Origin of the sequence: Acetobacter oryzoeni (assembly GCF_004014775.2) — a bacterium.
In the GTDB taxonomy this organism is placed as follows: Bacteria; Pseudomonadota; Alphaproteobacteria; order Acetobacterales; family Acetobacteraceae; genus Acetobacter; species Acetobacter oryzoeni.
Window position 1 is genome coordinate 1,700,701 of sequence record NZ_CP042808.1, and the last position, 25,472, is coordinate 1,726,172.

Annotated in this window: 19 protein-coding genes; 8 read left to right on the forward strand and 11 right to left on the reverse strand. The window is 55.2% G+C overall.

From position 1 onward, the window contains the following. Positions 1-36: 36 nt before the first annotated feature. From EOV40_RS07840 to EOV40_RS07865, 5 genes are all read right to left on the reverse strand, one after another. Positions 37-1,062, reverse strand: a complete 1,026-nt coding sequence (locus EOV40_RS07840; protein WP_128106225.1) for an alpha/beta fold hydrolase — start codon at positions 1,060-1,062, stop codon at positions 37-39. A 148-nt stretch (positions 1,063-1,210) separates the two neighbouring features. After that, positions 1,211-3,298, reverse strand: coding sequence for an elongation factor G (gene fusA, locus EOV40_RS07845; protein WP_128105583.1), 2,088 nt, complete (start codon positions 3,296-3,298; stop codon positions 1,211-1,213). A gap of 229 nt (positions 3,299-3,527) precedes the next feature. Next, the gene (gene rpmB / locus EOV40_RS07855; RefSeq protein ID WP_050820084.1) at positions 3,528-3,833 is read right to left on the reverse strand and encodes a 50S ribosomal protein L28; all 306 of its coding nucleotides are present in this window, start codon (positions 3,831-3,833) and stop codon (positions 3,528-3,530) included. Between the two features lie 117 nt (positions 3,834-3,950). Continuing rightward, on the reverse strand, positions 3,951-4,244 hold the full coding sequence (locus tag EOV40_RS07860; RefSeq protein WP_050820085.1) for a hypothetical protein: 294 nt from the start codon (positions 4,242-4,244) through the stop codon (positions 3,951-3,953). 96 nt (positions 4,245-4,340) lie between these two features. Further along, the gene (locus EOV40_RS07865; protein ID WP_208729321.1) at positions 4,341-6,092 is read right to left on the reverse strand and encodes an ABCB family ABC transporter ATP-binding protein/permease; all 1,752 of its coding nucleotides are present in this window, start codon (positions 6,090-6,092) and stop codon (positions 4,341-4,343) included. A 181-nt stretch (positions 6,093-6,273) separates the two neighbouring features. On the opposite strand from EOV40_RS07865, the gene EOV40_RS07870 reads away from it, so the two are divergent. Then, positions 6,274-7,146 (forward strand): NUDIX hydrolase, encoded by an 873-nt coding sequence (locus tag EOV40_RS07870; RefSeq protein WP_128105586.1) that lies wholly within the window; start codon positions 6,274-6,276, stop codon positions 7,144-7,146. A 4-nt stretch (positions 7,147-7,150) separates the two neighbouring features. Here EOV40_RS07870 and EOV40_RS07875 read toward each other — a convergent pair whose 3' ends face one another. The 3 genes from EOV40_RS07875 to EOV40_RS07885 are packed head-to-tail and all read right to left on the reverse strand — an operon-like array spanning position 7,151 to position 14,716. After that, positions 7,151-10,141, reverse strand: a complete 2,991-nt coding sequence (locus EOV40_RS07875) for a [protein-PII] uridylyltransferase (protein ID WP_128105587.1) — start codon at positions 10,139-10,141, stop codon at positions 7,151-7,153. Positions 10,142-10,146: 5 nt separating this feature from the next. After that, positions 10,147-12,801 carry a DNA mismatch repair protein MutS gene (gene mutS, locus EOV40_RS07880; protein WP_128105588.1) on the reverse strand — a complete coding sequence of 885 codons (2,655 nt, stop codon included), beginning with the start codon at positions 12,799-12,801 and terminating at the stop codon, positions 10,147-10,149. Positions 12,802-12,841: 40 nt separating this feature from the next. Beyond that, positions 12,842-14,716, reverse strand: coding sequence for a tetratricopeptide repeat protein (locus tag EOV40_RS07885; protein WP_128105589.1), 1,875 nt, complete (start codon positions 14,714-14,716; stop codon positions 12,842-12,844). Positions 14,717-14,800: 84 nt separating this feature from the next. Between EOV40_RS07885 and EOV40_RS07890 the strand changes: the two genes are divergently transcribed. The 7 genes from EOV40_RS07890 to EOV40_RS07920 all read left to right on the forward strand — a co-directional run bounded on the left by EOV40_RS07890 (position 14,801) and on the right by EOV40_RS07920 (position 23,017). Next, on the forward strand, positions 14,801-16,306 hold the full coding sequence (locus EOV40_RS07890; RefSeq protein ID WP_128105590.1) for a carboxypeptidase M32: 1,506 nt from the start codon (positions 14,801-14,803) through the stop codon (positions 16,304-16,306). A 146-nt stretch (positions 16,307-16,452) separates the two neighbouring features. Continuing rightward, positions 16,453-17,604, forward strand: coding sequence for an L-dopachrome tautomerase-related protein (locus EOV40_RS07895; RefSeq protein WP_128105591.1), 1,152 nt, complete (start codon positions 16,453-16,455; stop codon positions 17,602-17,604). A gap of 67 nt (positions 17,605-17,671) precedes the next feature. Continuing rightward, complete coding sequence (gene thrC / locus EOV40_RS07900) at positions 17,672-19,072, forward strand: threonine synthase (protein ID WP_128105592.1); 1,401 nt, start codon at positions 17,672-17,674, stop codon at positions 19,070-19,072. Between the two features lie 66 nt (positions 19,073-19,138). Continuing rightward, the gene (locus tag EOV40_RS07905; protein WP_050820093.1) at positions 19,139-20,404 is read left to right on the forward strand and encodes a M16 family metallopeptidase; all 1,266 of its coding nucleotides are present in this window, start codon (positions 19,139-19,141) and stop codon (positions 20,402-20,404) included. After that, the gene (locus tag EOV40_RS07910; protein ID WP_128105593.1) at positions 20,401-21,741 is read left to right on the forward strand and encodes a TldD/PmbA family protein; all 1,341 of its coding nucleotides are present in this window, start codon (positions 20,401-20,403) and stop codon (positions 21,739-21,741) included. Before EOV40_RS07905 ends, EOV40_RS07910 begins: the two co-directional genes overlap by 4 nt. Positions 21,742-21,767: 26 nt before the next feature. Further along, entirely contained in the window at positions 21,768-22,739 is a 972-nt protein-coding gene (locus EOV40_RS07915) for a Tim44 domain-containing protein (RefSeq protein ID WP_128105594.1), read from the forward strand. Between the two features lie 86 nt (positions 22,740-22,825). After that, positions 22,826-23,017: a hypothetical protein gene (locus EOV40_RS07920; protein ID WP_050820096.1), complete on the forward strand. Its 192-nt coding sequence runs from the start codon at positions 22,826-22,828 to the stop codon at positions 23,015-23,017. Between the two features lie 69 nt (positions 23,018-23,086). On the opposite strand, the gene EOV40_RS15465 is transcribed toward EOV40_RS07920, so the two are convergent. The 3 genes from EOV40_RS15465 to EOV40_RS07930 are packed head-to-tail and all read right to left on the reverse strand — an operon-like array spanning position 23,087 to position 25,448. Next, positions 23,087-23,221: a hypothetical protein gene (locus EOV40_RS15465; RefSeq protein WP_259286332.1), complete on the reverse strand. Its 135-nt coding sequence runs from the start codon at positions 23,219-23,221 to the stop codon at positions 23,087-23,089. A 5-nt stretch (positions 23,222-23,226) separates the two neighbouring features. After that, positions 23,227-24,195 (reverse strand): heme o synthase, encoded by a 969-nt coding sequence (locus EOV40_RS07925; RefSeq protein WP_128105595.1) that lies wholly within the window; start codon positions 24,193-24,195, stop codon positions 23,227-23,229. Next, positions 24,192-25,448 carry a heme-copper oxidase family protein gene (locus tag EOV40_RS07930; RefSeq protein WP_128105596.1) on the reverse strand — a complete coding sequence of 419 codons (1,257 nt, stop codon included), beginning with the start codon at positions 25,446-25,448 and terminating at the stop codon, positions 24,192-24,194. The genes EOV40_RS07925 and EOV40_RS07930 overlap by 4 nt, the downstream gene beginning before the upstream one ends. Positions 25,449-25,472: the final 24 nt, after the last annotated feature.

The following is a 25,472-nucleotide window of genomic DNA, read 5'->3' on the forward strand; positions in this document are numbered from 1 at the left end:
AAAAAAGGGGCTGCCTTACCGGCAGCCCCATATAGTTTACCGTCCGCCCAAAAAGCTTTCTACCGCCAACGTAAATAGTTGCGGATTCTGCAAAAAGGCAAAGTGGCTGGTATTGGGCAACACCAAAAGGCCAGCCCCTTCTACCGTAGCGGCCATATGCTCGGCCTGCACACGCCCCACAACACCATCATGATCTGCAGCAGCCACCCATAGTGGTGCTGTCACTCTCATAAGATCTGCATCTGTCCAATTGGGTTGCCTGCTGCGCATGGCCTGCACTGCGGCTTCCATATCTCCAAACCGATGGGGCGTAGAAGAAAGCTGCCTGTATTCCTGCCGCGTTCTTTCCATAAAGGATTTGTAAGCAGGAATATCCTCTGCGCGAGAGAGGAGACCATCTGGAGTGCTCCACGGTGCAAAAGCAAATATCCGGCTGACACTGCTGGGGTGCCGCATACCAACATCTAGCGCCTGCACGGCACCATCTCCCCACCCAACCAAAGCCACGCGCCGCAGGTGCAGAAATGCCATGACCGTTAGCACATCATCGGCCAGCAAATCATACCCCAAGGGCAAGGCACCCATTGTGCTGCGCCCATGCCCTCGCATATCCATAACAATCACACGGCATCTGGCGCGCAACAGTGCACGGGCAAGGTCTCCCATATAATTGGAATTGGCCAAACCATCATGCAGCAGCATGACCGGCACACCCTCCCCCGCCGATGCATAATATAATTGCGCCTTACCCTGCGCTGGCACCATGCCCGTATCAACAGACAGGCCTCCACTTTCGGCCTCAAGCGCCAACGGTGTGGGTGGCAATGCACGCCAATCATACACCCCGTTGATAGGCGGCATTTTATCTACGGAAGAAGACGCAAAAGCTAACGAAGGTGCCTGAGCAAAAGCTTTATGCGCAGCAAAGCCAGATGCCAGCCCCCCTAACGTAAGCTGCATAAGCGCACGCCTGTTTACCCGTGTTTTCTGCGCGATCTGATCAGGTGCACATTCAAACAGCTTTGGCATCTTGTTCGTCTTTCCGTTTCTTTTCTGCGCTATCACAAACACTCAAAGCATCACAGATTCATGCCATAGCATGCCGCTTTGTATGAAGCGCACGCAACGTAATCTGGTTTTACACAATAAAAAAGGCCGCCCCCTTTGCAGGGAGCGACCTTTATATTCCGAAACCGAAAAACGGCTGAAATTACTTGGACTGAGCCATGATTTCTTCAGCAACGTTGCGCGGCACCGGATCGTAGTGATGGAACTGCATGGTGAAGGAAGCACGGCCCTTCGTCATGGAACGCAGATGAGAAATGTAACCGAACATTTCTTTCAGCGGCACGTAAGCGCGCACCATAACAGTGGAACCGGAGGTTTCCTGGCTCTGGATCATGCCACGACGACGGTTCAGGTCACCCACCACGTCACCAACGTGATCGTTCGGGGTGGTGATTTCCACGTCCATGATCGGTTCCAGAATAACCGGACCAGCTTTTTTCATACCTTCACGGAAGCAAGCCTTTGCCGCGATTTCGAACGCCAGAGCGGACGAGTCAACGTCATGGTACTTACCGTCAAGCAGCGTGAACTTGAAGTCCACAGTCGGGAAGCCTGCCAGCACACCTGTGGAAGACTGAACGCGAATACCCTTTTCAACTGCCGGGATGTATTCTCTAGGAACAGCACCACCAACAACCTTGTTTTCGAACAGGATACCTTCGTTACGTTCAACCGGCTGGAATTCAACCTTAACTTCAGCGAACTGACCGGAACCACCAGACTGCTTTTTATGGGTGTAGGTTTCCGTATGCGGCTGCGTGATGGTTTCACGGTATGCCACCTGCGGTGCACCTACGTTTGCATCCACACCATATTCACGACGCAGACGGTCGATAATGATGTCCAGATGCAGCTCGCCCATGCCGGACAGAATGGTCTGGCCAGTTTCCTGATCGGTCTTGAGCTGCAGGGAGGGATCTTCACCAGCCAGCTTCTGCAGGGCCAGTGTCATCTTTTCCACTGCGTCCTTGGTTTTCGGTTCGACGGAGATGTCGATAACCGGAACCGGGAAGGACATACGTTCCAGAACAACCGGATCAGCCGGGTCTGCCAGCGTATCACCTGTCTGGGAGTCTTTCAGGCCCACAAACGCAGCAATGTCACCAGCGTGCACTTCTGTCAGTTCTTCACGCTTGTCAGCATGCATCTGATAGATACGGCCGATACGTTCCTTGTGGCCCTTGGTGGTGTTCAGAACCGTATCACCGGTTTTGAGTACGCCACGATAAACGCGCACAAAGGTCAGCGTGCCGTACTTATCGTTAATGATCTTAAAGGCCAGACCAGCGAACTTACCATTCGGGTCAACCGGAATGATGGGCTGGTTCTTTTCGTCTTCTTCTTCACCTTCCGGCGGAGCGCAACGAATACCTTCAACGTCATTCGGGGCCGGCAGGTAGTCGATGATGGCATCGAGCAGAGGCTGCACGCCTTTGTTCTTAAACGCAGTGCCGCACAGAACCGGACGGAATTCACCAGAAATAGCGCCCTTCTTGATGCAGCGCTTCAGGGTTTCGATAGAAACTTCACCCTTTTCGAAGTATTCTTCCATAGCTGCATCATCAACAGCCAAAGCCGTATCCAGCAGGTTCTGGCGTGCTTCTGCAGCCTTTTCCTTCAGATCAGCCGGAATTTCTTCATCGTGGAACTTCGCGCCAAGTTCACCGCCTTCCCAGACGATGGCCTTCATTTCCACCAGGTCAACAACACCAACAAACTTGTCTTCTGCACCAATTGGCAGCTGCAGCGGGATAGCAACGATATCCAGCTTTTCTTTCAGCGTATCAAATGCGCGGTAGAAGTCTGCGCCGGTACGGTCCAGCTTGTTGATGAAGATGATCCGAGGCACCTTATAGCGGTCTGCAAGACGCCAGTTGGTTTCGGACTGCGGCTGCACACCAGCCACACCTTCAATGATGAACACGGCACCATCAAGCACGCGGAGGGAGCGGTTCACTTCAATGTTGAAGTCAATATGTCCGGGCGTATCAATAATGTTGATACGGTGGCCTTCCCATTCACAGGTTACGGCGGCGGACGTAATGGTAATACCACGTTCACGTTCCTGAGCCATGTAGTCAGTCGTGGTGTTACCTTCGTGCACTTCACCAATCTTATGGGAAACGCCGGTGTAGTACAGAATGCGTTCGGTCGTGGTCGTCTTACCAGCGTCAATATGCGCGGTAATACCGATATTACGAATCTTGGACAGATCGGATGTGGCGGACACGAAAACCTCCAGAAAACAGGTCAGGCGCGAATGGGAATCCCTTCGCGCCTGTGGCCGCCGCGCACCGTATTGGCACCTGTGATGTTAAAATCTTCAGGAAACCCGGCTGCCGGAAACCGGCCGATAGACGACGATGCCTGACACCTTGCCAGACATCTACACCGCAGAAACCGGCCCTACTCTGTTAACTGAGCAGACCCGGCTCCACTGAATAAGGTAAACCCCTGAATCAGGCGCCTGCGGCTGCCTGCTTTTTGGCCTGAGCGCGCAGAACGCGGCGCTTGATGACCTGTGCTTCTTCAGGAAGCTTGCGGTTAGGCGTGCTCAGCAGGAATGCATCCAGACCGCCATTGTGTTCAATGGTACGCAGGCCGCGGGTGCTTACGCGCATGCGCACGGCAGAACCCAGAATTTCGGAAACCAAGGAAGCATCCTGCAGGTTAGGCAGGAAGCGACGACGGGATTTGTTGTTAGCGTGGCTGACGTTGTTTCCGGTCAGCACACCTTTGCCGGTAATCTGGCAACGACGGGACATTGTCTCATCCTTGTCTTATACAAAATAGGAACAGAGGGCCGAGACAAGCGCCCGGCGACCACATTCAGGATTGGCGCGGCTTATGGCTTAGCCACGGCTTTCAGTCAAGGGTTCTGCTCAGGCTTTCTCGTTTTCCTGCCCGGTCTGTGCCCGAACAGACGCATGTACTTCGCCTGATCGAACGCTCTGAGCAGCTGAGTCGAGAATGCGCAAAACGGTATCTTTATCCATAATCTGGGCAAGAATACCCACAGAATTACCCAGAAGCGCGGATGCTACTGCCAATGGAGGATATTTTTCATTCCGCAAATGCTCAATGGCATGCTGAATGACCATATCGCACCGCGCCAGATCTTCAGGCACTTCCATGTTCGGGCCTGCTTCGGGAGTCTGCCCTGCTGTTTCGGTCATCTTTTTTGATCCTTCATTTTTCTGCGGCCTGCATCATCTGCGGGCGCGCGATTCGTCAGACACAGCCAAGCCTTACCAGCAGGCCTACACCTTTTATCACGTCTCCTGCCCGCTTTCTCCCCCCTGAGCGGCCCACATAGATGCATACACCGCATTCTGGGCCAGCAGGGCTGCATGCGTGCCGCGCTCAACAATGTGCCCCTTGGCCATAACCAAAATTTCGTCTGCATCCACAATGGTGGACAAACGATGGGCAATAACAAGCGTTGTGCGGCGTGCTGAAACCGTTTTAAGCGCTGCCTGTATTTCTTTTTCAGTATGTGTGTCTAACGCACTCGTGGCCTCGTCAAGCACAAGAACGCGTGGGTCTTTCAAAATCGTGCGGGCAATGGCCACACGCTGCTTTTCTCCACCAGAAAGTTTTAGCCCACGCTCACCCACCTGCGTTTCATAGCCTTCGGGCAAGGACATGATAAAATCATGTATCTGTGCCAACTGGGCTGCGTGCTGCACCTCTGCTGGCGTAGCCCCTAAGCGCCCATAGGCAATGTTGTAGCCAATGCTCTCGTTAAACAGCACGGTATCCTGCGGCACCACACCAATGGCCGCGCGCAAGTCTGCCTGCCGGTAATCGCGCACATCATGCCCATCCACCAGCACAGCCCCTGACCAGACATCATAAAACCTAAAGAGCAGCCGGCTGATAGTGGATTTTCCTGCCCCTGTGGTGCCTACAATGGCAACCTTGCGGCCTGGCTCCACCTCAAAGCTGATACCGTGCAGAATTTCACGCTCGGGCCGGTATCCAAAATGCACATCTCTGAATGCCACCCGCGCTGGCGCAGAAACCTGCAAGCGTGTGGCAATGGGCAGCGGATGTGCAGGGTCTGCCACTTCCACTTCCTCTTCCGTCAATCCCAGCATGTGCTCAAGATCAACCAAGGCGGTACGAATGGCGGAATACACGGAACCCAGAAAATTCAGCGGTCCATAAAGTTGCAGCAGGTACGTGTTGACCATAACGAACTCGCCAACCGTAATCCGTCCCGCCTCAATATCATGCCCACCTAACAACATGATGGCTGTAAGAGACAGGGCGATAATGGCCGCCTGCCCGAAGTTGAGAAAACCCAAGGAATACTGCGTTTTTTTGGCAGCCTGTTCGTAACGCGCCTGTGCGCTGTCATACCTTTGGGCTTCGTGCTTCTCGTTCCCAAAATATTTTACGGTTTCGTAGTTCAGCAGACTGTCTAAGGCTTTGCCTGTGGCCTCACTGTTGGTTTCATTCATCTCGCGCCGGATTCCCAACCGCCAAGATGTAAATCTCACGGTAAACAGAATGTAGGCCGCAATCATCAGCGCCATCAGCGCCACATACTGCCAATTAAAAACACGCCAGATCACCACCATCACCAATGCTGCCTGCAAGATGGTGGGAGAAATGGACATAATCATCCGCAGCAGTGTTTCCACGGCCTCTGTGCCACGCTCAATGGCCCGTGTGACCCCTCCGGTGCGACGATCGAGATGAAACCGCAAGGAAAGTGCATGCATATGCTCAAAACTGCGATAAGCCGCCTGCCTTGCCACCCGAAACCGGACTGGTGCGAACAAGGCATCACGCAAATTGGTAAGAGCTGCAGAAGCGAGGCGTACCAATCCGTAACAAAGAATCAAAGCCGCTGGCGCCATAGCCAGCGAATGAGGGTGCGTAAACCGATCCACCACACGGCTATAAACAAGCGGAATACCCAATGTGGCCAGTTCGCCCCCAAGCATGACCACAAGAACCAGCACAACGCGCCAACGCAAGGCACGATTTTCCTGTGGCCACAAATATGGCAGCAAACGCGAAAGGGTTATGGAAACCGGCTTTTTGAGCGGCCCGGCAGCCGCACGACGTGGTGGCATAACCCGCATGTGCCATGCTGGGCGCATTTTGCAACCCCGCCACACCTTGCCACCGCCTTTGCCACACCCGATAACAACTTCAGACACGCTAGGCACAGTTCAACAGGATCTTGTTTCCATGTCTTCTGACATCACGCCTTTTCTTCGGCATCTCAGGCAGTGCAACACTGCTATCATTCCTGGCAAACGTGCCCCTTTTTCTCTGGCGGGTACGGCGGCCGGGTGGATTACGCCAGAACTGTTTGACAGGCTGGAAAAAGACGGTCTGGGCAACCGTGCAACCGGCTTTAACCTGCCAGACCCAAGCAAACTGGAAACGTTGGGCGAAGCCTTGGCGCAGGAAGGTTTTTACCGCTCCCACCACGAACTGTTTGATGTGCGAACAGATGTAGGTAAACCTGCCATTGCCCGCATTGACCGCGGCGCCTTGCCTCTTTTTGGGTTGGTTGCCACAGGCGTACACATGAACGGGCTGGTGCGCAAAGCAGATGGCCTTTATCTATGGACAGGCCGTCGTGCCGCAAACAAGCGGCTGGACCCATCCAAGCTGGACCATCTGGTAGCTGGTGGCGTACCCGCTGGCCACACACCGCGTGAAGCCCTAATCAAGGAAGCGGCAGAAGAAGCCAGCATCCCGCATGATCTTGTGGTTCAGGCGCAGGAAACAGGGCATCTGGTTTACGCCATGGAACGGCCTGAAGGGCTCAGGCGGGATATTTTAGTCTGCTATGATCTCTATCTACCTGAAGACTTCAAACCAGAAGCAGCGGACGGCGAAGTGGAATCTTTCGCGCTGCTGCCTTTGGCGAAAGTGTTTCAGATTGTGCGCGATACGGATGAATTTAAGTTCAACGTTAATCTGGTGTTGATTGATCTGTTCCTGCGCCACGGTCTGATAGACGCCAACACACCCGAAGGCCAGCAGCTACGGACGGGGCTTAACCACGGCCTTTCCGCGGCTAGCCCCGGGCACCATCCTGTTTCAGCCTGATATTTCAGGCTGAATAGCGCGCATCTGCACAAGCGCTGGCCTCGGCTTCTGCTTCCTTTAGCCCGGCCAGCAAGCGCTCACGGATTTCCTCCAAACGTTTTTTATCTGTGATTTTCAGACCAAACAGGTCCTTCACATAAAAAACGTCCACGGCTCGCACGCCATAGGTGGTGATATGGGCAGAGGCAATTTGCAAGTTTTCACGGCTCATGGCGGCCGTTACATCATGCAGCAGGCCGGGACGATCGCGCCCGTTGATTTCGATAACGGTGTAGGTGTTGGAAATTCCGTTATCTATCACCACGCGCGGCGGCACATGAATGGCGCGCATACGCATGGGCATGTGCCCAAAGCCGGCTCGGGCAATTTCTTCACTAATATCAATATGGCCGCTTAACCCCTGTTCGATCAGAGATGCCAGACGGGCAAGCTTGTGCGTTTCTTCATACGCTTGGCCAGAAGTATCCTGAATCCAGAATGTATCCAACGCCATACCGTGTGTCATGGTATGGATGCGTGCATCCACAATGGAAGCCCCAGCCAACGCCAAGGCCCCTGCTATTTTGGAAAACAGGCCCGGCACGTCCACCGTGTAAATGGTAACTTCCGTAACCCCACGCGCAGGTAGGGGCAGCACTTCTACTGTAAGCGGTGCATCCTTGGCATCTGCCGCACGGATAAGCCGTGCATGGCGGCGATGTGTCTCATAATCGAAGGAAAGCCAGTAACCAGCGTATCCCAGCCCCAAAAAGCGTTCGATATCTTTTTGCGGAACGCCTTCTTCTGCCAGAATATCGGCTGTAATTTCCTTGGCATGGCGCACACGCACATCTCGTTCCGTAGTGGCTAGGCCACCGGCCAGAACTTCTGCCACACGCACATACAACTCACGCAGCAGCGTAGCTTTCCATGCGTTCCACACACGGGAACTTACGGCACGCATATCAACAATGGTTAGCAGCAGCAGCAGACGCAGCCGTTCTGGAGACTGCACAATATCTGCCACATCCAGAATGGTTTTGGGGTCATCAATATCGCGCTGAAACGCCGTATGGCTCAGCAGCAGATGATGCAGCACCAACCAAGAAACTGTTTCTGTTTCTTCGCCAGACATCCCAAGACGCGGGCAGAGTTCAGCGGCAATTTCCGCCCCGATTTCGGAGTGATCCCCACCCCGCCCTTTGGCAACATCGTGCAGCAGAACAGACATATACAACGCCCGTTTAGAATGCAGCCCCTTTACCAATTCGTACGCAATGGGGATTTCATCCGCCATGCGGCCAGAGGCCACTTCATCCAAAATACGCACGGCCTCTATGGTGTGCTCATCCACAGTAAACACGTGGTACGTATCAAACTGCATCTGCCCGACAATGCGCGCCCAATCTGGAATCAGGCGGCCAAAAATGCCGGTTTCGTTCAGAATATGTAGCCAGTGTGCATGCCCTGCGGGCGGATACTCCCCATAAGCCGCGGAATAAGACAGACCACTTTCTTCCACCACAGACGGCACAGAAGCTGTTGCTGGGCGACGACGTGGCTTTTGCTCCACCGTAGATTCATCACCACACAGCAGATCAAGAAAAATACGTGAAGCTTCCGGGTTGTCCCGCAGGCTGGTGGCTCTACGCTCCCACCGGATAAGCTGATGCCGCGCCAATGGATGCAGCGGACGGCGGCGCAGACGCGCCCAATCCAGAATCTGCATCATTTTAATGGGTTCTTGATCGAAACTTACGCCACGATCAGGCAAAATCTGCCCATCCAGCAGGGTAAACCCGGCTTGCCGCATAGCCTCATCAGGCTTGGCTGCGTTAGCCACCGGCCCCTGAGCCTGCCGCAGCACTGCGGGTTCCAGAACATGGGTTAAACGCATAACTTCCCGAGCTGTCAGGAAGTAGTGGCGCATAAAGCGCTCCACCCCATTTTGCCGCCCATGCCGGGTATACCCCATGCGTGCGCCAATAACGGGCTGCATATCAAAAGTCAGCCGTTCTTCCGCCCGCCCTGCCACGTAGTGCAGATGCAAACGCACCGTCCACAAAAAGTCCCAAGAGCGGCGGGCACGTGCGGCTTCCTGCTCCGTTAGCAGGCCCATCCAGATAAATTCTGGAGCCAGCAGATCTTTAACGTGACGGGTGCCAAAAGTATTGCGGCACATCCAGTACAGGGTTTGCAGATCACGCAGTCCCCCGCGCCCTTCCTTTATGTTGGGCTCTACCAGATATGGGCTATCACCAAAGCGCCGGTGACGCTCCAGACGTTCACGGCGCTTGTCATGAATAAAACCAGCGGCACCTGCATCCACACAAGCCAGAATGTAGCGGGCCTCAAACGTGGCAAAAAGGGCTGAATCTCCAGCCAGCAAACGTGCATCCAGCAGCGCGGTACGCACTGTGGTGTCTTTTTTAGCTTCCTCAATGCACTCATTAATGGTGCGGGTGGCATGCCCCACCTTCACACCCAGATCCCACAGAAAATACAGAACGTATTCAATAAGCGGATGCGCGCGCTCTGCACTTTCTTCCGCTACCAGAAATAGCAGATCAATATCGCTAAAAGGTGCTAGCAGCCCACGCCCGTAACCACCCGTGGCGGCAATAGCGAAGCTGGGCAATACGCCGCTTTCTACAGTACCCGCCCCAATAGTGGCGCGTACGGCCAGATCAACAATGGCGCGCACCATCACGTCTGTAAAAACAGCTATCTTTTTGGCTGCGCCTGCGCCTTTAAGCTCATGCCGCTCAAACCGGTTGCGTATATCTGCCTGATACCGCCCCAGATGACGGCGGAAAATGGCAACAGCATCATCCCGTTCAGGAATAGCCGCATCTTCCGGTGTTGCGTCTCTTAATTCCCGCGTCAGACACGCAGAAAGCATTTCTGGCGTTAGGGTAGCCAGCATGGTCATGTCGGACTGCTGCGCGGCGGCAGGCTCTACGGAAGGGGTGGGCATGAGAGGCGAGTTCTGCTCCTGAATGGGGTCTGGCGTCATAGTATCTAGCCTGCTGCCTGTGCGTGGTCTTCCTGCGCGGCTTCCTTGCGCAATTCATACAGAAGATCCAGCGCGGCACGGGGTGTCAGGCTATCCGGGTCAATGTCCATCAAACGTTTACTTAACGTATTTTGGGGCTCAGGGGGTAATGTCTTCTGCGTGTCAAACAGCGGAAGCGGTTCGGGTATTGTATTTTCAGCACGTTCCAGCTCCCGCAGCAGGCGCCCTGCCCGGTCCACCACCGCGTGTGGTACACCGGCCAACCGCGCAACGTGTACACCCCAGCTTTTTTTGGCTGATCCTGCAAGCACTTCATGCAAAAACACAATTTGTCCCCGCCATTCCCGCACCGCCATAGTATGCAGGGAAAGCCGCGGGAGTGTATCCACCAAGCGCGAAAGTTCATGAAAATGCGTTGCAAAGATTGCACGGCAGCGCACGCTTGAATGCAAAGCCTCCAACACAGCCCATGCAATTGCCAAACCATCCAACGTGGCCGTGCCACGCCCTATCTCATCCACCACAACCAAAGAACGCGGGCCAGCCTGGTTAAGAATGGCGGCGGTTTCCGTCATTTCCACCATAAAGGTAGAACGCCCGCGCGCCAGATCATCCGAAGCACCCACGCGGGAAAAAAGCTGATCCACCACCCCGATTCGTACCCGATCAGCCGGAACGGGAAAACCGCCTTGCGCCAGAATAACCGCCAGTGCTGTCTGGCGCAGATAGGTGGATTTACCAGCCATATTTGGCCCGGTTAGCAGCATAACACGCTGCTGTGGCGCCAGATCACACGTGTTGGGTGTAAAACGTGTGCCGGCTGGCAGGGCGGCTTCCACCACTGGGTGGCGGCATCCTTCCAGCGCAAAAGCAAAATCCTCAGTCACCTCTGGCCGGCACCACGTTCCATTACCCGCCAAATCTGCGCAGGATTGCAAAACATCCAGCACAGCCAAAGCCTGCGCCAAAACCGGCATGCTGCGTTCTGCCAAAACCTGTTCAACCAGCGCGCCGAACAATTCTTTTTCACGCTGGGATGCTTTTTCTGCGGCCTCGGTTATGCGGGCATCCAGCGTTGAGAGTTCTTCTGTAGCAAAACGCGCATTGCTGGCTGTGCCTTGCCGTAAAATAAGCTCTGGCTTGTCCTTAAGCTTGGCGCTGGCTGCTACGGGCACTTCCATCACATAGCCAAGCTGGGCGTGATGGCGAATTTTAAGGCTGTTCAGGCCATAATGTGCCGCATATTTGGCCTGTAAGCCCGCTATCAGGCGGCGTGAATCATCTCGCAATCCACGGTATTCATCCAGCTTAGCATCATAGCCTTGCGCAATAACACCACCATCATCCAACCGAGCCGGAAGGTTTTCCGCCAGCGCACGTGCCAGTTCGGCCTCCAGCGCCTGCCCTCCGCCCAACCGTGTAACCGCCTGATGTAACGCCGGGGGCAATACGGCATCAGCAGCCGTAAGAATACGCGCAGCCTCCCGCGCCACCATAAGGCCATCACGCATGGCAGCCAGATCTCGCGGTTGCCCACGCCCAAGGGATAAACGGCCAAGTGCGCGTGCAATATCTGGAGCTTTTTTAAGCGTTCCGCGCAACGCCTCACGTCGCACCGCATCTTCCTTCAGCCACCACCAGCCTTCCTGCCGGGCGGCAATCTGGCCTGCATGTGTAAGCGGGGCAGCCAGCCATTCTGCCAACATACGTGCCCCGGCTGCACTAACCGTACGGTTTACGGCAGAAAATAGTGTGTGCTCATCCCCTCCGTCCCGCGCACGTAAAATGTCCAAACTGGCGCGTGTGGCCGGATCTATACCCAGAATGCCACTTTCATTTTGCGGAACAGGATGTGCCAGACGCGGCAACTTGCCTGCCTGACTGCGCTGAACGTATTCCACCGCCATAGCAGCGGCCACGCTTTCTTCATCCGTAAAGGTGCCAAAGGCTTCTATGCTGGCCACATCAAAAGCACTGGCCAGACGCTGGCGTGCCGTATCTGCGCCCGATGCCACGGTTTCTGGCGCACGGCGGGCCTCGTAATCCGCCAGATTAAGAATGGCAGGCGCAAGAATTTCCGCAGGGTCCAGACGGCCTAAAAGCGCGGGAAGCCCTTTGCCTGTCAGGCTTTCAGTTTCAAACAACCCCGTTGAAACATCAATCCACGCAGCGCCAATAACTGTATCGGCAAAGGATGCCTCTGCTTTTTTGCTTTTTCCCTTTGTTTGCGGCGCTGTGAGTGCCAATGCGAGCAAAAGGTTAGAACGCCCAGGCTCCAGCAGTTCATCTTCTGTAAGCGTGCCGGGAGTAATGACTCTTACAACGCCACGCGCCAAAGGCCCCTTGCTTGCTGGCCTGCCTTTACGGGGCGTTTCTGTCTGTTCTGCCACCGCCACCCGGAAGCCGCGCCGGATCAAACGCGCAAGATAGGCCGGCGCTGCCGCCACAGGCACCCCACACATGGGAATCGGTTCCCCCGCATGTGTGCCGCGTGCTGTTAGGGCAATATCCAGCGCAGCCGCTGCGGCCGTGGCATCATCAAAAAACAATTCGTAAAAATCACCCATGCGAAAAAACAGCAGGGCTTCAGGATTTTCGGCCTTAAGGGTGAACCACTGCGCCATTGCTGGCGTAGCACCTTTGGAGGAAATGCGTGTCATGCCGCTATCATAAAGTGCTCTCACACAGCGGCAACAGCCTTTAGGGCACCATATCCGTGCGTTTTTCAGCCATCTTCTGCAAAATCTGCACAACGGTTGCGATGCAGGGCTGCCACGGGGCATCCCCCTCGCCCGCCTGTGGCTGGCGAATAACCCTAATGGAAGGATACCACAGGCTGCGCACCTCTCCATCTGACTGAGTAATGGTAGAACCTGCAGCCCAGCGCCAGTCGCCACCAAAACGGTCAAGCAGCAACACGGGCAAACCTAGCAGGCCACCCAGATGCGCTATCATGGTATCTACAGTTATCACCACATCCAGCCCCGCCATAACACGGGCTGTTTCCAGCACATCACCTTGCTGTAATTGCGTCATTGGGAATGAAGGCGGCTGCCCTTCCTCATTTTTTTGAAGCGACTGAAATTCAACATGATCCAACTGCCCCAACGGTGCGAGGGCCTGCAGGTTCATCGAGCGCCTGCGGTCAAACTGATACGTTGAATTACCCGCCCAACATAGCCCGATACGCAAAGCAGCTTTCTTGCTGGGGGCTGGTTTATGAATGCCTGCAATATCGGGCCGCCATGCAAACGGTGTTTCCATACCAAGCACATCAGGCAGGCTCATCAGGCCGCAAGCTGCTACGGCTTTTGGCGCATGTTGGCTTGTGCAAACCGTGACATGAGGCAGACGAGCTAAATCCATCTGCTGCACAAAGCTGCGTATGCTTTGCGGCACATACAGCAAAACCGGAACACGCTGAGCCGCCGGAGCAACATAGCGCAGAAACTGCAACACATCGCCCAATCCCTGCTCTGCATAGAGCAGCACAGGCTTTTCCTGCGGAGTGCCATCCCACCGAGGCAACCCGGCTGCACAAGTAGGAGGGGCAATAAGGTTCTGGCGTGCCTCAAACAGCTTCCAACCTTCAGCAAAGCGGCCTTGGGCCAGATACAGCACGCCGCGGTTCATACGTGCTCGGGCGGCATCCGTGCTATTACCTGCCTGTTTTTCCACCTTGCAAAACAAGGCCTCCGCCTGCGTATTTTCACCCAGATCAGCAAGAACCGTGGCGTAATTGAGCATCAGGCGCGTATCATTCTGCTGCAATGCGCATGCGGCTTGCAATTCCTGCGCGGCTTCTTGCAAGCGGCCCAGCGCCATCTGCACCAGCCCCAGATTACTGCGTGTTTCTGCTGCTTTGGGGGCCAGTTGCGCAGATTTCACTAAAACATCCCGGGCCTTCTCATAACTGCGTGCCGCAAACAACGCCGCCCCATGATTGGCCAGAGCAGGTGCGGATGTTGGAAGTTCAGCGGCTACAATTCGGAAATAAGGTTCGGCCTCTGCCGCTTTGCCAGCGCCATGCAGGATCATGCCATGCAGATTTTGTGCAAACAGGTTTTGTGTATCCAACCGCAAGGCCTTGCTGGAAACCTCTATTGCTTTTTCCAACTGCCCATGACGTGACAAAAAAGCAGCCAGAGCCAGATGCCGCTCCTGCTCCAATGGCCGTAACTTTATAGCTGTGCGCAAAGCACGTTCAGCCTCTGCAATGCGCTGCTGTGCTTCCAGAACAGAGGCCATGGCATCATGCGCACGCGGATCTTTGGGAGATGCAAGAACAGCCACATGAATGGCTGCCCGTGCCGCCTCCACCTGCCCTTCTGCCAGCAAGGCCAAACCCAGTGTAATATGAAAATGCGGTTCTGCCTGTAACTGCACAGCCTTAGCCGCAAAAGCCACCGCGGCACGGTTATCCCCACCCGCACGCGCCACACAGGCCATGCCATGCAGTGCGCCAGCGTGGTGCGGATTCTGCCGCAAGCAGTTTTGCAGAAGACGTAATGCCTGCTCCGCATTGCCCTGCGCCAACAATACCAGTGCAGATTCTACCTGCGTATCCATCTGCATGGGTATAACTGGCTCCTTTTTGTCATCTGATATGCCTCACAAAGTGCATTCCGTGCGCGGCGTGTATGCTTTACCATATGCATCATGAATAAAGCCTATCTTTCCCTTGAACGCCACTTTGCCCGCCTTTCCTCCCTCAATGATGCCATTGGCATACTCTGCTGGGATAAGGAGGTGATCATGCCCTCCGGCGCAGCAGAACGTCGGGCAGAAAATCTGGCCATGCTGGAAGGCATGCGCCACGAAATTCTAACAGCCCCAGTTATTGCAGAACTGCTGGAACAGGCAGAACCAGGCGATGATGTCTGGCGCCGTGCCAATCTGGAAGAAATGCGCCGCCTGCATGCCCACGCCACGGCGCTACCCGGAGAACTGGTGGAAGCCAGCACGCAGGCCACGGCCCGATGCGAAATGGTATGGCGTACCGCGCGCGAGAATGGTGATTTTGCAGCCATTCTGCCCACACTCTCTGAAGTGCTGCGCCTTACGCGTGAAATTGCGGTTGCCACAGGGGAAAAGCTGGGCCTTTCCCCCTACGATGCGCTGCTGGACACATTTGACCCCGGCACCCGCCAAACGGATATAGATCCGGTTTTTACACAGCTTGCCGCCGGCCTGCCTGAACTGATTGGCACCGTGCTGGAAAAACAGAACAGCCTGCCCGCCGCCCCCCCTCTGCCCGGACCATTTTCCGTGCCGCGGCAGGAAGCACTGGGCCGCCAGCTTATGCAGCAGCTTGGGTTTGACGTCACTCGCGGGCGGCTGGATGTCAGCACGCACCCATTCTGCGGTGGAGCAACGCATGATGTGCGGCTGACCACCCGTTATGATGAAAATGATTTCATTCCCGCCATGATGGGCGTGCTGCATGAAACAGGCCACGCCTTGTATGATATGGGCTTGCCAGAAACGTGGCTCTCTCAACCTGTTGGGCAGGCTGGCGGCATGACGCTGCATGAAAGCCAATCTCTGCTGATGGAAATGCAGGTGTGCCGCTCCAATGCCTTTGCAGGTTGGCTGGCCCCCAAACTTCAGGCAGCTTTTGATGTGCCCGCAGGCACAACTGGCTGGGATGCACACAATATTCACCGGCTGCTCACCCACGTACAGCCCGGTTTTATCCGAGTAGATGCGGATGAAGTAACATACCCCGCTCACATTCTGGTGCGTTATGAACTGGAAAAAGCGCTGATTTCCGGGGATTTACCTCTAGCTGATCTGCCTGCCGCATTTAATGAGCGCATTCACGCGCTTCTGGGCCTGCATGTGCCAGATGATGGTCGGGGCTGCTTGCAGGATATTCATTGGCCGGAGGGGCTATTCGGTTACTTCCCCTGCTACACCCTTGGTGCCTTAACAGCCGCACAACTGCGGGAAGCCGCCTGCAAGCAGGTGCCACACATTATGCCTGCCATTGCAAAAGGTGATTTTACGCCGCTATTGGGCTGGCTGCGTGAAAACGTGCATGGCCGTGCACGCAGTGCCTCCATGCCGCAGATTGTGCAGGATGCTACAGGACGCAAGCTGGATGCCTCGGCCTATATGGCCCATATCCACCGCCGTTATGTGGAACGTGCGGAAGACGCATAATCGCAAAAGCCCCTCTTGCCTGACACCTGAATGTGGCAGAGGGGCAGCCGCCCCGCACAGAACGCGTTTGCATAAACACCGTGCAGGCCCGAAACTGCTGCATTCATTTTTCACCTGTTTGCAAGATTTCTGACCGGACGCCCCTGATGAAGCATTCTTTCCTGCGTTCTGTTCTGCCGCGCCGCACGGTTTGCCGTGCCATGCTGGCGGCTGCCCTGTTTTCTCCATTTATGGGCCACCCTGCATGGGCTGTGCATATGCCCAAAGTGCCGGAACTTCCTGCTTCTGCACTGGTGCCTTTCATGCAGTCCAACCAGCAGATATGGGATGCTGTCTTGCCTCTGCCCGATGGCCGGATGCTGCTGGAAGCCCCGGCATGGGTTGGCAATACTGGCCCGCAGCTATGGGTTCGGCAGACCGATGGCAGCCTTGCTCCATACCCAAATGCAGACTGGAACAACCGCGAGGCCACAAACGATACCCATTTTGTAGCCCTTGCAGGCATGACACGCACAGCAGATGGCAGCATCTGGGTGCTGGATAGCGGCGTGCCAAACCGTGAAAAACCACCTGTTGCGGCCCCACGCCTGATCCAGATTGACCCAACCACCAACACAGTGACCCATACTGTGCCAATAGAAGCCAATCTGCTGCATCAGGGCAGTATTCTTTCTGGCATTGCCGTGCATGGCTCTACAGCTTATGTGCCAGATTCTGGCGTGGCAGGGCTATTGCTTATCGATATTCCATCTGCATCAGGGCGGCGTTTTCTGGACCACCACCCAGCCCTTACCGCCACCAAACCGATCCAGACCCCTACAGGCCCGCTGCTGAATGCAAATGGTCAGGCCATTGCCGTAGATACCAGCATGATTGCGGTAAGCCCGGATGGCACATGGATTGTTATGCAGCCGCCCGCAGGTTTTCTGTATCGTGTGTCCACCTCCTTGTTCACGGACCCGGACGTAACGCCCGCAGCGTTTGAAGAAGGTGTGACACAGTGGTATAAAACTCCCGCATTGGGCGGTTTGACCATTGATAATGATGGCACGCTTTATTGGTCTGATATCACCACAGGCAGTATCCTCAGCTACACCGTTGGGCGCATTCCGCGTCGGCTGGTTACGGATGAACGCCTGAAATGGCCCACCACACCCGGTTTGGATGGACATGGGCATTTGTATGTAGCGGCCAGTCAGCTTGATCACAGCGTGGGCTTTGGGGCGGCAACGCCTTCTATTTCATGGCCTATCACGGTGTATCAGCTTACGCTGCCCACAACGCCTCCACCCCAATAAAGGCTACAGGCTTTCCCCCTAAAAAGGACACTTCGCGGCGTTCGCCATTCAGGATATAAGTTTCTCCATGCGCTATATTTCCACTCGCGGGAATGCTCCCGTCCTTTCCTTTGCCGATGTTCTGCTTACCGGTCTTGCCGAGGATGGCGGCCTGTATCTGCCCGAAACATGGCCCGAACTCTCGCTATCTGATTGGGAAAGCCTGCGTGGCCTGCCCTATCCGGAACTGGCGGCCCGTGTTCTGGCCCCGTTTGCAGCACCGGATATTGATCTGGAAACACTGCGCAGCCTGTGCGCCAGGGCCTATGCCAACTTTGACCACCCAGCCATTGTGCCACTGACACAGGTGGAAGATGGCCTGTTTGTGCAAGAACTGTTCCACGGCCCCACGCTGGCGTTCAAGGACATGGCCATGCAGGTGCTGGGCCAGCTTTTTGAACATGTGCTGACCCAGCGGAATGACCACGTGACCATTGTTGGTGCGACCTCTGGCGATACAGGTTCTGCCGCCATTGAAGCCTGCCGCGGGCGGGACCGTCTGTCTGTTATCATCCTGCACCCCAAAGGCCGCACATCCGAAGTGCAGCGCCGCCAGATGACAACCGTGCTGGATTCCAACGTGACCAATCTGGCCGTTGAAGGCACGTTTGATGACTGTCAGGATCTGGTAAAGGCTCTGTTTGCTGATCTGCCTTTCCGCCGGGAAATGCATCTTTCCGCCGTCAATTCCATCAACTGGGCGCGTATTGCGGCTCAGATTCCCTATTACGTTTATGCGGCCCTGAACTTTGGCGCCCCAGAGCGTGAAGTTTCCTTTGCTGTGCCAACAGGCAACTTTGGCAACATTCTTGCCGCTTGGGCTGCACGCAAAATGGGGCTGCCTATCAAGCATCTGTGCGTTGGCTCCAACCGGAACGATATTCTCACCCGGTTCCTGAATGCCAATGACATGACAATCAAAGGTGTGGTGCCCAGCCTTTCACCTTCCATGGACATTCAGGTTTCTTCCAACTTTGAACGCCTGCTGTTTGAACTTCTGGGGCGTGATTCCGCTGCCTGCGCACGTATCATGACGGGCTTCCGCGCCACCGGGCATATGGATGTGCCTGAAGAAGTATGGGAAAATGCCCGCACCGTCTTCTCCGGCCTTGCGCTGGATGATGAACAGACGGAAGCAGAAATTCGTAACCTGCACCAGAAATCCAATTATCTGGCAGACCCCCACAGCGCCATTGGCATTGCTGCGGGCCGCAAGTTCCGGCAGCCGGGCGTGCCCATGATTGCAGAAGCCACAGCGCATCCGGCCAAGTTCCCGGATGCCATGGTGGCGGCTACGGGTATTCATCCAGCATTGCCTGTGCATCTGGAAGATCTGTTTGAGCGGGAAGAACGTTATCGCACCGTTCCGGCAACCGAAGGCGCAATTAAAGATGCCGTGCGCGCTGCGGTACTGGCAAACGCTCCCTAACACCCCACATCTTACTTTCCCGTGTCAGGCCGCCTTGCCCGGCGGCCTTTCTTTTTCAGGACAAGAATGACAGACCCCATCAACATTACCCGCCTGCCCTCCGGCCTGACTGTTGTGACAGAACGCATGGAACGGGTGGAAACTGTTTCTTTCGGGGCCTATGTGGCCACAGGCACACGCCACGAAACGGCAGAAGAAAACGGTGTTTCTCACTTTCTGGAACACATGGCCTTTAAGGGCACAACCAGCCGCTCCGCCCTGCGCATTGCCGAGGAAATCGAAAATGTTGGCGGGCATATCAATGCCTACACCGCGCGGGAGCAGACTGTTTATTACGTCAAGCTTCTGAAGGAAAATCTGGGGCTGGGCGTTGATATCATCGGTGATATCCTCACCAACTCCACGTTTGATCCGGCCGAAATGGAGCGCGAACGCGGGGTTATTCTGCAAGAAATCGGACAGGCGAATGATACGCCTGACGATGTGGTTTTTGATCATTTTCAGGAAACAGCTTTTCCTAACCAGCCCATGGGCCGACCCACTTTGGGCACGGAAAACCTGATCCGGGAAATGAGCCGCGAAACCCTGATGCGCTACATGAAAGCGCATTACACCACAGACAACATGATTGTGGCTGCCGCAGGCAACTTGCACCATGAAGACGTGGTGCAGCGCGTGCAGCAGCATTTTGCCAATCTGTCTTCTTCTTCTGCGCCAGCCACTCTCTCTGCCCGTTATGGTGGCGGTGAATTCCGGCAGATGAAGGAACTGGATCAGGCACATGTTGTGCTGGGCTTCCCCTCCTTTGGGTATGGAGACCCGGACTACTTTCCCGCTCTTCTGCTTTCCACCGTGTTGGGTGGTGGCATGTCTTCCCGCCTGTTTCAGGAAATTCGGGAAAAGCGCGGGCTTGTCTATTCTGTCTATTCCTTCAACGCACCGTTTACCGATGGCGGCATCTTCGGCATTTACGCTGGCACAGGTGCCAAGGAATGTGCGGAACTGGTGCCCGTAACGCTGGAAGAGCTGAACAAGATTCAACGCTATGTTACGGAAGAAGAGCTGGTGCGGGCACGGGCACAGCTTAAAGCCTCGCTTCTGATGTCCCTGGAAAGCACTGGCAGCCGATGCGAACAGATTGCCCGACAGTTGCAGATTTTCGGCCGGATTATTCCCACAGCCGAAACCGTCAGCAAAATTGAAGCCGTAAAAGCTGGGGACATTTGCCGTGCGGCATCGCGCATCTTTACAGGCGCACCCACGCTTGCAGCCCTCGGCCCGATTGAGCACATTCCTTCCTTGCAGATCATTACGGAGAAACTGGCAGCATGACAGAACAAACCCTAGACCGTATTTCTGATCTGGTTGCCCGCGCACGCAAGGCTGGGGCAGATGCAGCAGATGCTGTGTTTGTCCGCAGCGTGGCGGCTGGCGCCGGTGTCCGCAATGGTGTGACAGAAGAACTGGAACGATCTGAAACCACGGATCTGGGGCTTCGTGTTTTTGCTGGCAAAAAAAGTGCCATTCTTTCTACCACCACGCCGGAGCCTTCGCGCTTTGATGCGCTGATAGAACAGGCCATGGCCATGGCCCGTGTGCTGCCAGAAGATCAATATGCCGGGCTAAACCCACTGGCCCAGCAAGGCCGCTTTACCCAGAATGATCTGGAACTGGCAGATTCGGCAGAGCCTACAACCGAAGAACTTCTGGCTCGCGCACGCGCTGGAGAAGAAGCCGCGCTGGCCATAAAAGGCGTTACCAACAGCGCTGGCAGCAGCGCCTCTTGCGGGCGCACAGAAGTGTTTTTGGTGACATCCGCTGGTTTTGCCGGAAGTTATACCCGCACACACCATTCCAACTCTGTTTGCGTGCTGGCAGGTTCTGGCGATGGCATGCAGCGTGATTACGATTACCACGGCACAGTCTGGCTGCGTGATCTGAAAGATGCGACAGAGCTTGGCAAAAGTGCTGGGGAAAAAGCCATTGCACGCCTTAACCCCATTAAACCCCGCACTGGCCGTTACCCTGTGGTGTTTCACCCTCGGGTAGCTGGTAGCTTTCTGGGCCACTTTGCCGGGGCCATTACAGGCACAGCCATTGCACGAGGCACATCCTTTTTGAAGGATAAACTTGGGCAGTCCATCTTTGCCAAAGATATTACCATTACGGATGATCCCACCCGTAAAAAAGGCCTGCGCTCCCGCCCGTTTGATGGTGAAGGCATGCAGGTTGCACCGTTGCATCTGGTGGAAAATGGCGCTTTGCAGAGCTGGATTCTGGATAGCCGAAGTGCTCGCCAGCTTGGGCTGCAAAGCAATGCCCACGCTGCACGCGGAACATCTGGGCCGCCCGGCCCTTCTGCCACCAATCTGTTTTTTGAGCCCGGCACACTCTCCCCCACCGAGCTGATGGCAGATATCAAGGAAGGCCTCTACATTACCGAGATGATGGGATCCTCCATCAATGGCCTGACCGGTGATTACAGCCGTGGTGCTTCCGGGTTTATGATTCGCGATGGCAAGATTGCAGAATCCGCTGCCGAGTTCACCTTGGCGGGCAACCTTCTGGATATTTTTGCGTCCATTACGTTAGCTAATGATCTGGACTTCCGTTTTGGCACGGATGCCCCCACATTACGTACAGATGCCCTCAGCATTGCCGGGGCATAACCTCTTAGCCGGAGACTATTCTTTCTGTGAAACCCCGCATTCTTGCACCTGTTCTCACCGCCTTCCTGAGCATCGGCCTTATTGCGGGGCCTTTGGCCCTGCATGCTGATGCCCGACCCGGCCAAGGTGGCTCTATGGGCAGCCGTGGCAGCAGAACATGGAGCGCGCCTCCGCCCACACGTACGGCTCCTTACAGTGCGGCCCCAATGGAACGCTCCATTACGCCGCGCACGGCGCCTTCCCCTAACTATGGGCCGCAAACAGCACCGTTTGCACGCCCGGCAGCCCCCTTTGCACAATCCGGCGTTCGGCATCCATTCCTGACCGGGTTTGCTGGTGGGTTTTTGGGGGCTGGCTTGTTCGGTCTGCTGAGCGGGCACGGCCTTTTGGGCGGCATGCACAGCTTTTTCAGCCTGATCGGGTTGATGATCCAAGTGGCCTTTGTTGTCATGATCGTCATGTGGCTGGTGCGTCGCTTTACGGGCAATAAAAGCTCTGGTGGCAGCGGTTTTTCCATGGGTGCTGGCGGTGTGGCCAATTCACCGGGAGTAACACCAGGGGCTATGCCTTCTGCTGGTGGGAATGCCTCCTTGCAGATTAACACTGCAGATTATCAGGCCTTCCAGCAAACGCTGATGGATATTCAGACAGCGTGGAACCAGCAGAATATTGCGGCCATGCAGCAAATGGCCACGCCTGAAATGGTGTCCTACTTTAACGAGCAGCTTTCTGCCCTTGCCAGCCAAGGGGCACGCAACGTTGTTTCGGATGTGCATTTCATTCAGGGCGATCTGGCCGAGGCATGGCGTGAAAACGGCATGGACTTTGCCACCGTTGCCATGCGCTACAGCCTGATTGACCTCACCACCAATGCCATGGGGCAGGTTATTCAGGGGAGTTCTACCGAACCGGTGAACATTACCGAGTTGTGGACCTTTACCCGGCCCTCTCGCGGGGGGCGCTGGCTGCTTTCGGCCATACAGCAAACCCGTCAGTAAGCACTGGCATTTTATAGCCCCGCCCTTTAACCTCAAAGGGCGGGGCTTTTTATTGCCTGACTGACATTAACGGGAGATAGGCTGTTATGCTGCTGCTTGAAATTGTAACTGCATGCAGTGTTACGTTAGCAATCTGCTTTGGGGTGTTTTTTCTATTCTGGCAGAAACGTAAACTGGCAGAGCTGGAATCTGATCTCACCCGTTTGCGCACACAAGGCATAGATATCAGCAAAGAGACGCTTCTAAACGCACAAAGCCCTGCACAGAAGCAAGGCTAAGCGTTTGCCTCACCACGCAGCTACATGGGCTGTGGTGAACGAGTATTATCTGGCTTTAACAGCTAAAGCCTACGGGTGAACCAAAGTTAGCCCAAACATGATGGTTGCCAGCACCATCATAAACCCCAGCATGGTGCGCACACGTTCTTTTTGCCGTTTGTGCTTTTCTGTCTGCTCAAGCAGACCATCCTGCTGTGCATTCATGCCACTTACACCCATGCCTGAAGGAAGTGGTCTGCCAGCAGACCACAGAAAAGGAAGAACAGATAAGCCAGAGAAAAGCGGAAGGAAATACGGGCCGCTTTATCCCCTTTCTGGCTTACGCCCTGCGCATCCTGCGGTTCCAGCAAAACACGCACAGCACATGCTACAAACCCCAAGCCAAGCACCAAAGCGGTGGTCGTATAAAGCCAACCACACAGATGCATGAAAGATGGCACCAGAGAAACAGCCAGCAGCACCAGCGTGTAAATAAAGATCTGCCAACGTGTATGCCGTGCACCACGCACAACCGGCAGCATGGGAATACCCGCACGCCCGTAATCCTTACAGGCATACAAAGAGAGCGACCAAAAGTGCGGTGGCGTCCAGAAAAAGACAATCCCGAACATCACTACGGGCAGAACGGCCATATGGCCTGTTACCGCTGCCCAGCCGATCATGGGGGGGAAAGCCCCTGCTGCACCACCAATCACAATATTCTGCGGCGTGGAACGCTTAAGCCACATTGTGTAGATAACGGCGTAAAAGAAAATGGAAAATGCCAGAATGCCAGCAGCCAGTGTGTTGGTTGCCATCCACATTAAACATACAGAAAGACAGGAAAGTCCCACCCCGTAAGCCAATGCTTCATTTTCTGGAATACGCCCACCCGGAATAGGGCGAGTAATGGTACGCTGCATGACGGCATCAATATCGCGGTCATACCACATATTGATAGCACCAGCCGCACCCGAGGCCATGCAGATGCAAAAGATGGTCACCAACGCCACAAAGAAATTCATGTGGCCCGGTGCGACAATCATGCCTGCTGCGCCTGTAAAAACAACCAGCGAGATTACGCGTGGCTTTAACAGCTGAATCCAATCCCGCGCACGGGTGCCAACCTGATCGGCCTTAAACCGTGGGCGCCGTTCTGCTGCCGCGTCTAGAGAAGCTGTTGCCACGCTATCACTCATGCCCGGTATCCCTTGGAATCCTGAACAGAAATTGCGGCCCAATGTGCAGTTGTCTGCTGGTTACGCTTAAAGCTCATCACTGCAGCACCAACAAAGCACAGGGCTGCCAAGCCAAAAAATGCACCACTGAGCATTTGTGCGCTCGGTACAAACACTAGTGCCGTAGCAACAGCAGTGCAGGCAAAATGCAGATACGCCATAAGTTGCGGATACCAATATCCACATTCCTCACCGCGCCACAGATAGAAACCACCGCACACAACATACAGCGCGCCAAGCTGAAGTGCGGAATGCAGGCCGCTCCCCTGCACGAGTTGCACAAGCCAGCCACCGGAAACCACGCTCATAAAGCCTAAGCCCCAGAGCAACGGCACACGCAGCGAGGCACGGGCATTCCATGCACCAGCCAACCACAGCACTGCCAGACAGGTGGCCGCAAAGGAGCACAGAGCCAGCATGGCGCTGCCAACCTGCATAGCGCCTGCACTTTCAGTGCCCTGCATAAAAACGCTTTTGGTCCACGCCACAACGCCAGAAGCCGCGGCAGCAGCCATAATGAATGCAACCGGTTTTTCAGAGAACTTGCCAACGCGGGCGCTCATTTCAAACACCACACCAAAACCGGCAAGCAGCACCACCAGCCCCACGGGGCCAGCAAAGCTTTCTACATTTACTGCTGCGGCATAATGCCAGTGTTTTACAATCTGCCCGGCCATAACCGGCACGGTAAGCAGCATAACAACGGCTGCCAGCATTTCCCCCCATACAAAAGGAGAGAACGGCTTGCGCTCTTCCATATCGGCACGGCTATCAAACACGGTTACCAGCAGGGCCATGCTTGTCATTAATGTGCCAACACACCACAGCAAGGTGGCTGTTTTAAGCTCGGCTCCTGTAACTGTTAGCGCAGCCCCAGCAAACACACACAGAAAACCGGCATCGTTCATCCGAGAGAGCAATACGCCGGACCGCTGCACGGCACGCGGAAGCCACAAGGAGCCAAAACCACCCAGTAACGCCGGAACAACAACATATAAAAGCATAAGAACAGGATGAGCCTGCACAACCGCATGCCATCCGGCCGTAGCAGGCATAATGCCCATTTCAGAAAGTGTAGAAGCACCTCCGCCAGCTAATGCTGCCAGAGCGGCCAGCACCACATAAGCGGCGCCTGTTCCATTCCCTTTTCTGGTAACACGCATGCCATTTCCAGATGTCTCATTCTGTTGGCTCTGGTTATGGGCGACCATCATGCTCCAATTTCCAATTTCTTACTG

Coding starts and splice junctions, on each gene's coding strand:
- EOV40_RS07895 (WP_128105591.1), top strand. CDS start 16,453: ATGAAGCATTCTTTCCTGCGTTCTGTTCTGCCGCGCCGCACGGTTTGC.
- EOV40_RS07885 (WP_128105589.1), bottom strand. CDS start 14,716: ATGCAGATGGATACGCAGGTAGAATCTGCACTGGTATTGTTGGCGCAG.
- EOV40_RS07910 (WP_128105593.1), top strand. CDS start 20,401: ATGACAGAACAAACCCTAGACCGTATTTCTGATCTGGTTGCCCGCGCA.
- EOV40_RS07920 (WP_050820096.1), top strand. CDS start 22,826: ATGCTGCTGCTTGAAATTGTAACTGCATGCAGTGTTACGTTAGCAATC.
- rpmB (WP_050820084.1), bottom strand. CDS start 3,833: ATGTCCCGTCGTTGCCAGATTACCGGCAAAGGTGTGCTGACCGGAAAC.
- EOV40_RS07905 (WP_050820093.1), top strand. CDS start 19,139: ATGACAGACCCCATCAACATTACCCGCCTGCCCTCCGGCCTGACTGTT.
- mutS (WP_128105588.1), bottom strand. CDS start 12,801: ATGACACGCATTTCCTCCAAAGGTGCTACGCCAGCAATGGCGCAGTGG.
- EOV40_RS07925 (WP_128105595.1), bottom strand. CDS start 24,195: ATGAGTGATAGCGTGGCAACAGCTTCTCTAGACGCGGCAGCAGAACGG.
- EOV40_RS07930 (WP_128105596.1), bottom strand. CDS start 25,448: ATGATGGTCGCCCATAACCAGAGCCAACAGAATGAGACATCTGGAAAT.
- EOV40_RS07870 (WP_128105586.1), top strand. CDS start 6,274: ATGTCTTCTGACATCACGCCTTTTCTTCGGCATCTCAGGCAGTGCAAC.
- EOV40_RS07890 (WP_128105590.1), top strand. CDS start 14,801: ATGAATAAAGCCTATCTTTCCCTTGAACGCCACTTTGCCCGCCTTTCC.
- EOV40_RS15465 (WP_259286332.1), bottom strand. CDS start 23,221: ATGAATGCACAGCAGGATGGTCTGCTTGAGCAGACAGAAAAGCACAAA.
- EOV40_RS07875 (WP_128105587.1), bottom strand. CDS start 10,141: ATGACGCCAGACCCCATTCAGGAGCAGAACTCGCCTCTCATGCCCACC.
- EOV40_RS07860 (WP_050820085.1), bottom strand. CDS start 4,244: ATGACCGAAACAGCAGGGCAGACTCCCGAAGCAGGCCCGAACATGGAA.
- thrC (WP_128105592.1), top strand. CDS start 17,672: ATGCGCTATATTTCCACTCGCGGGAATGCTCCCGTCCTTTCCTTTGCC.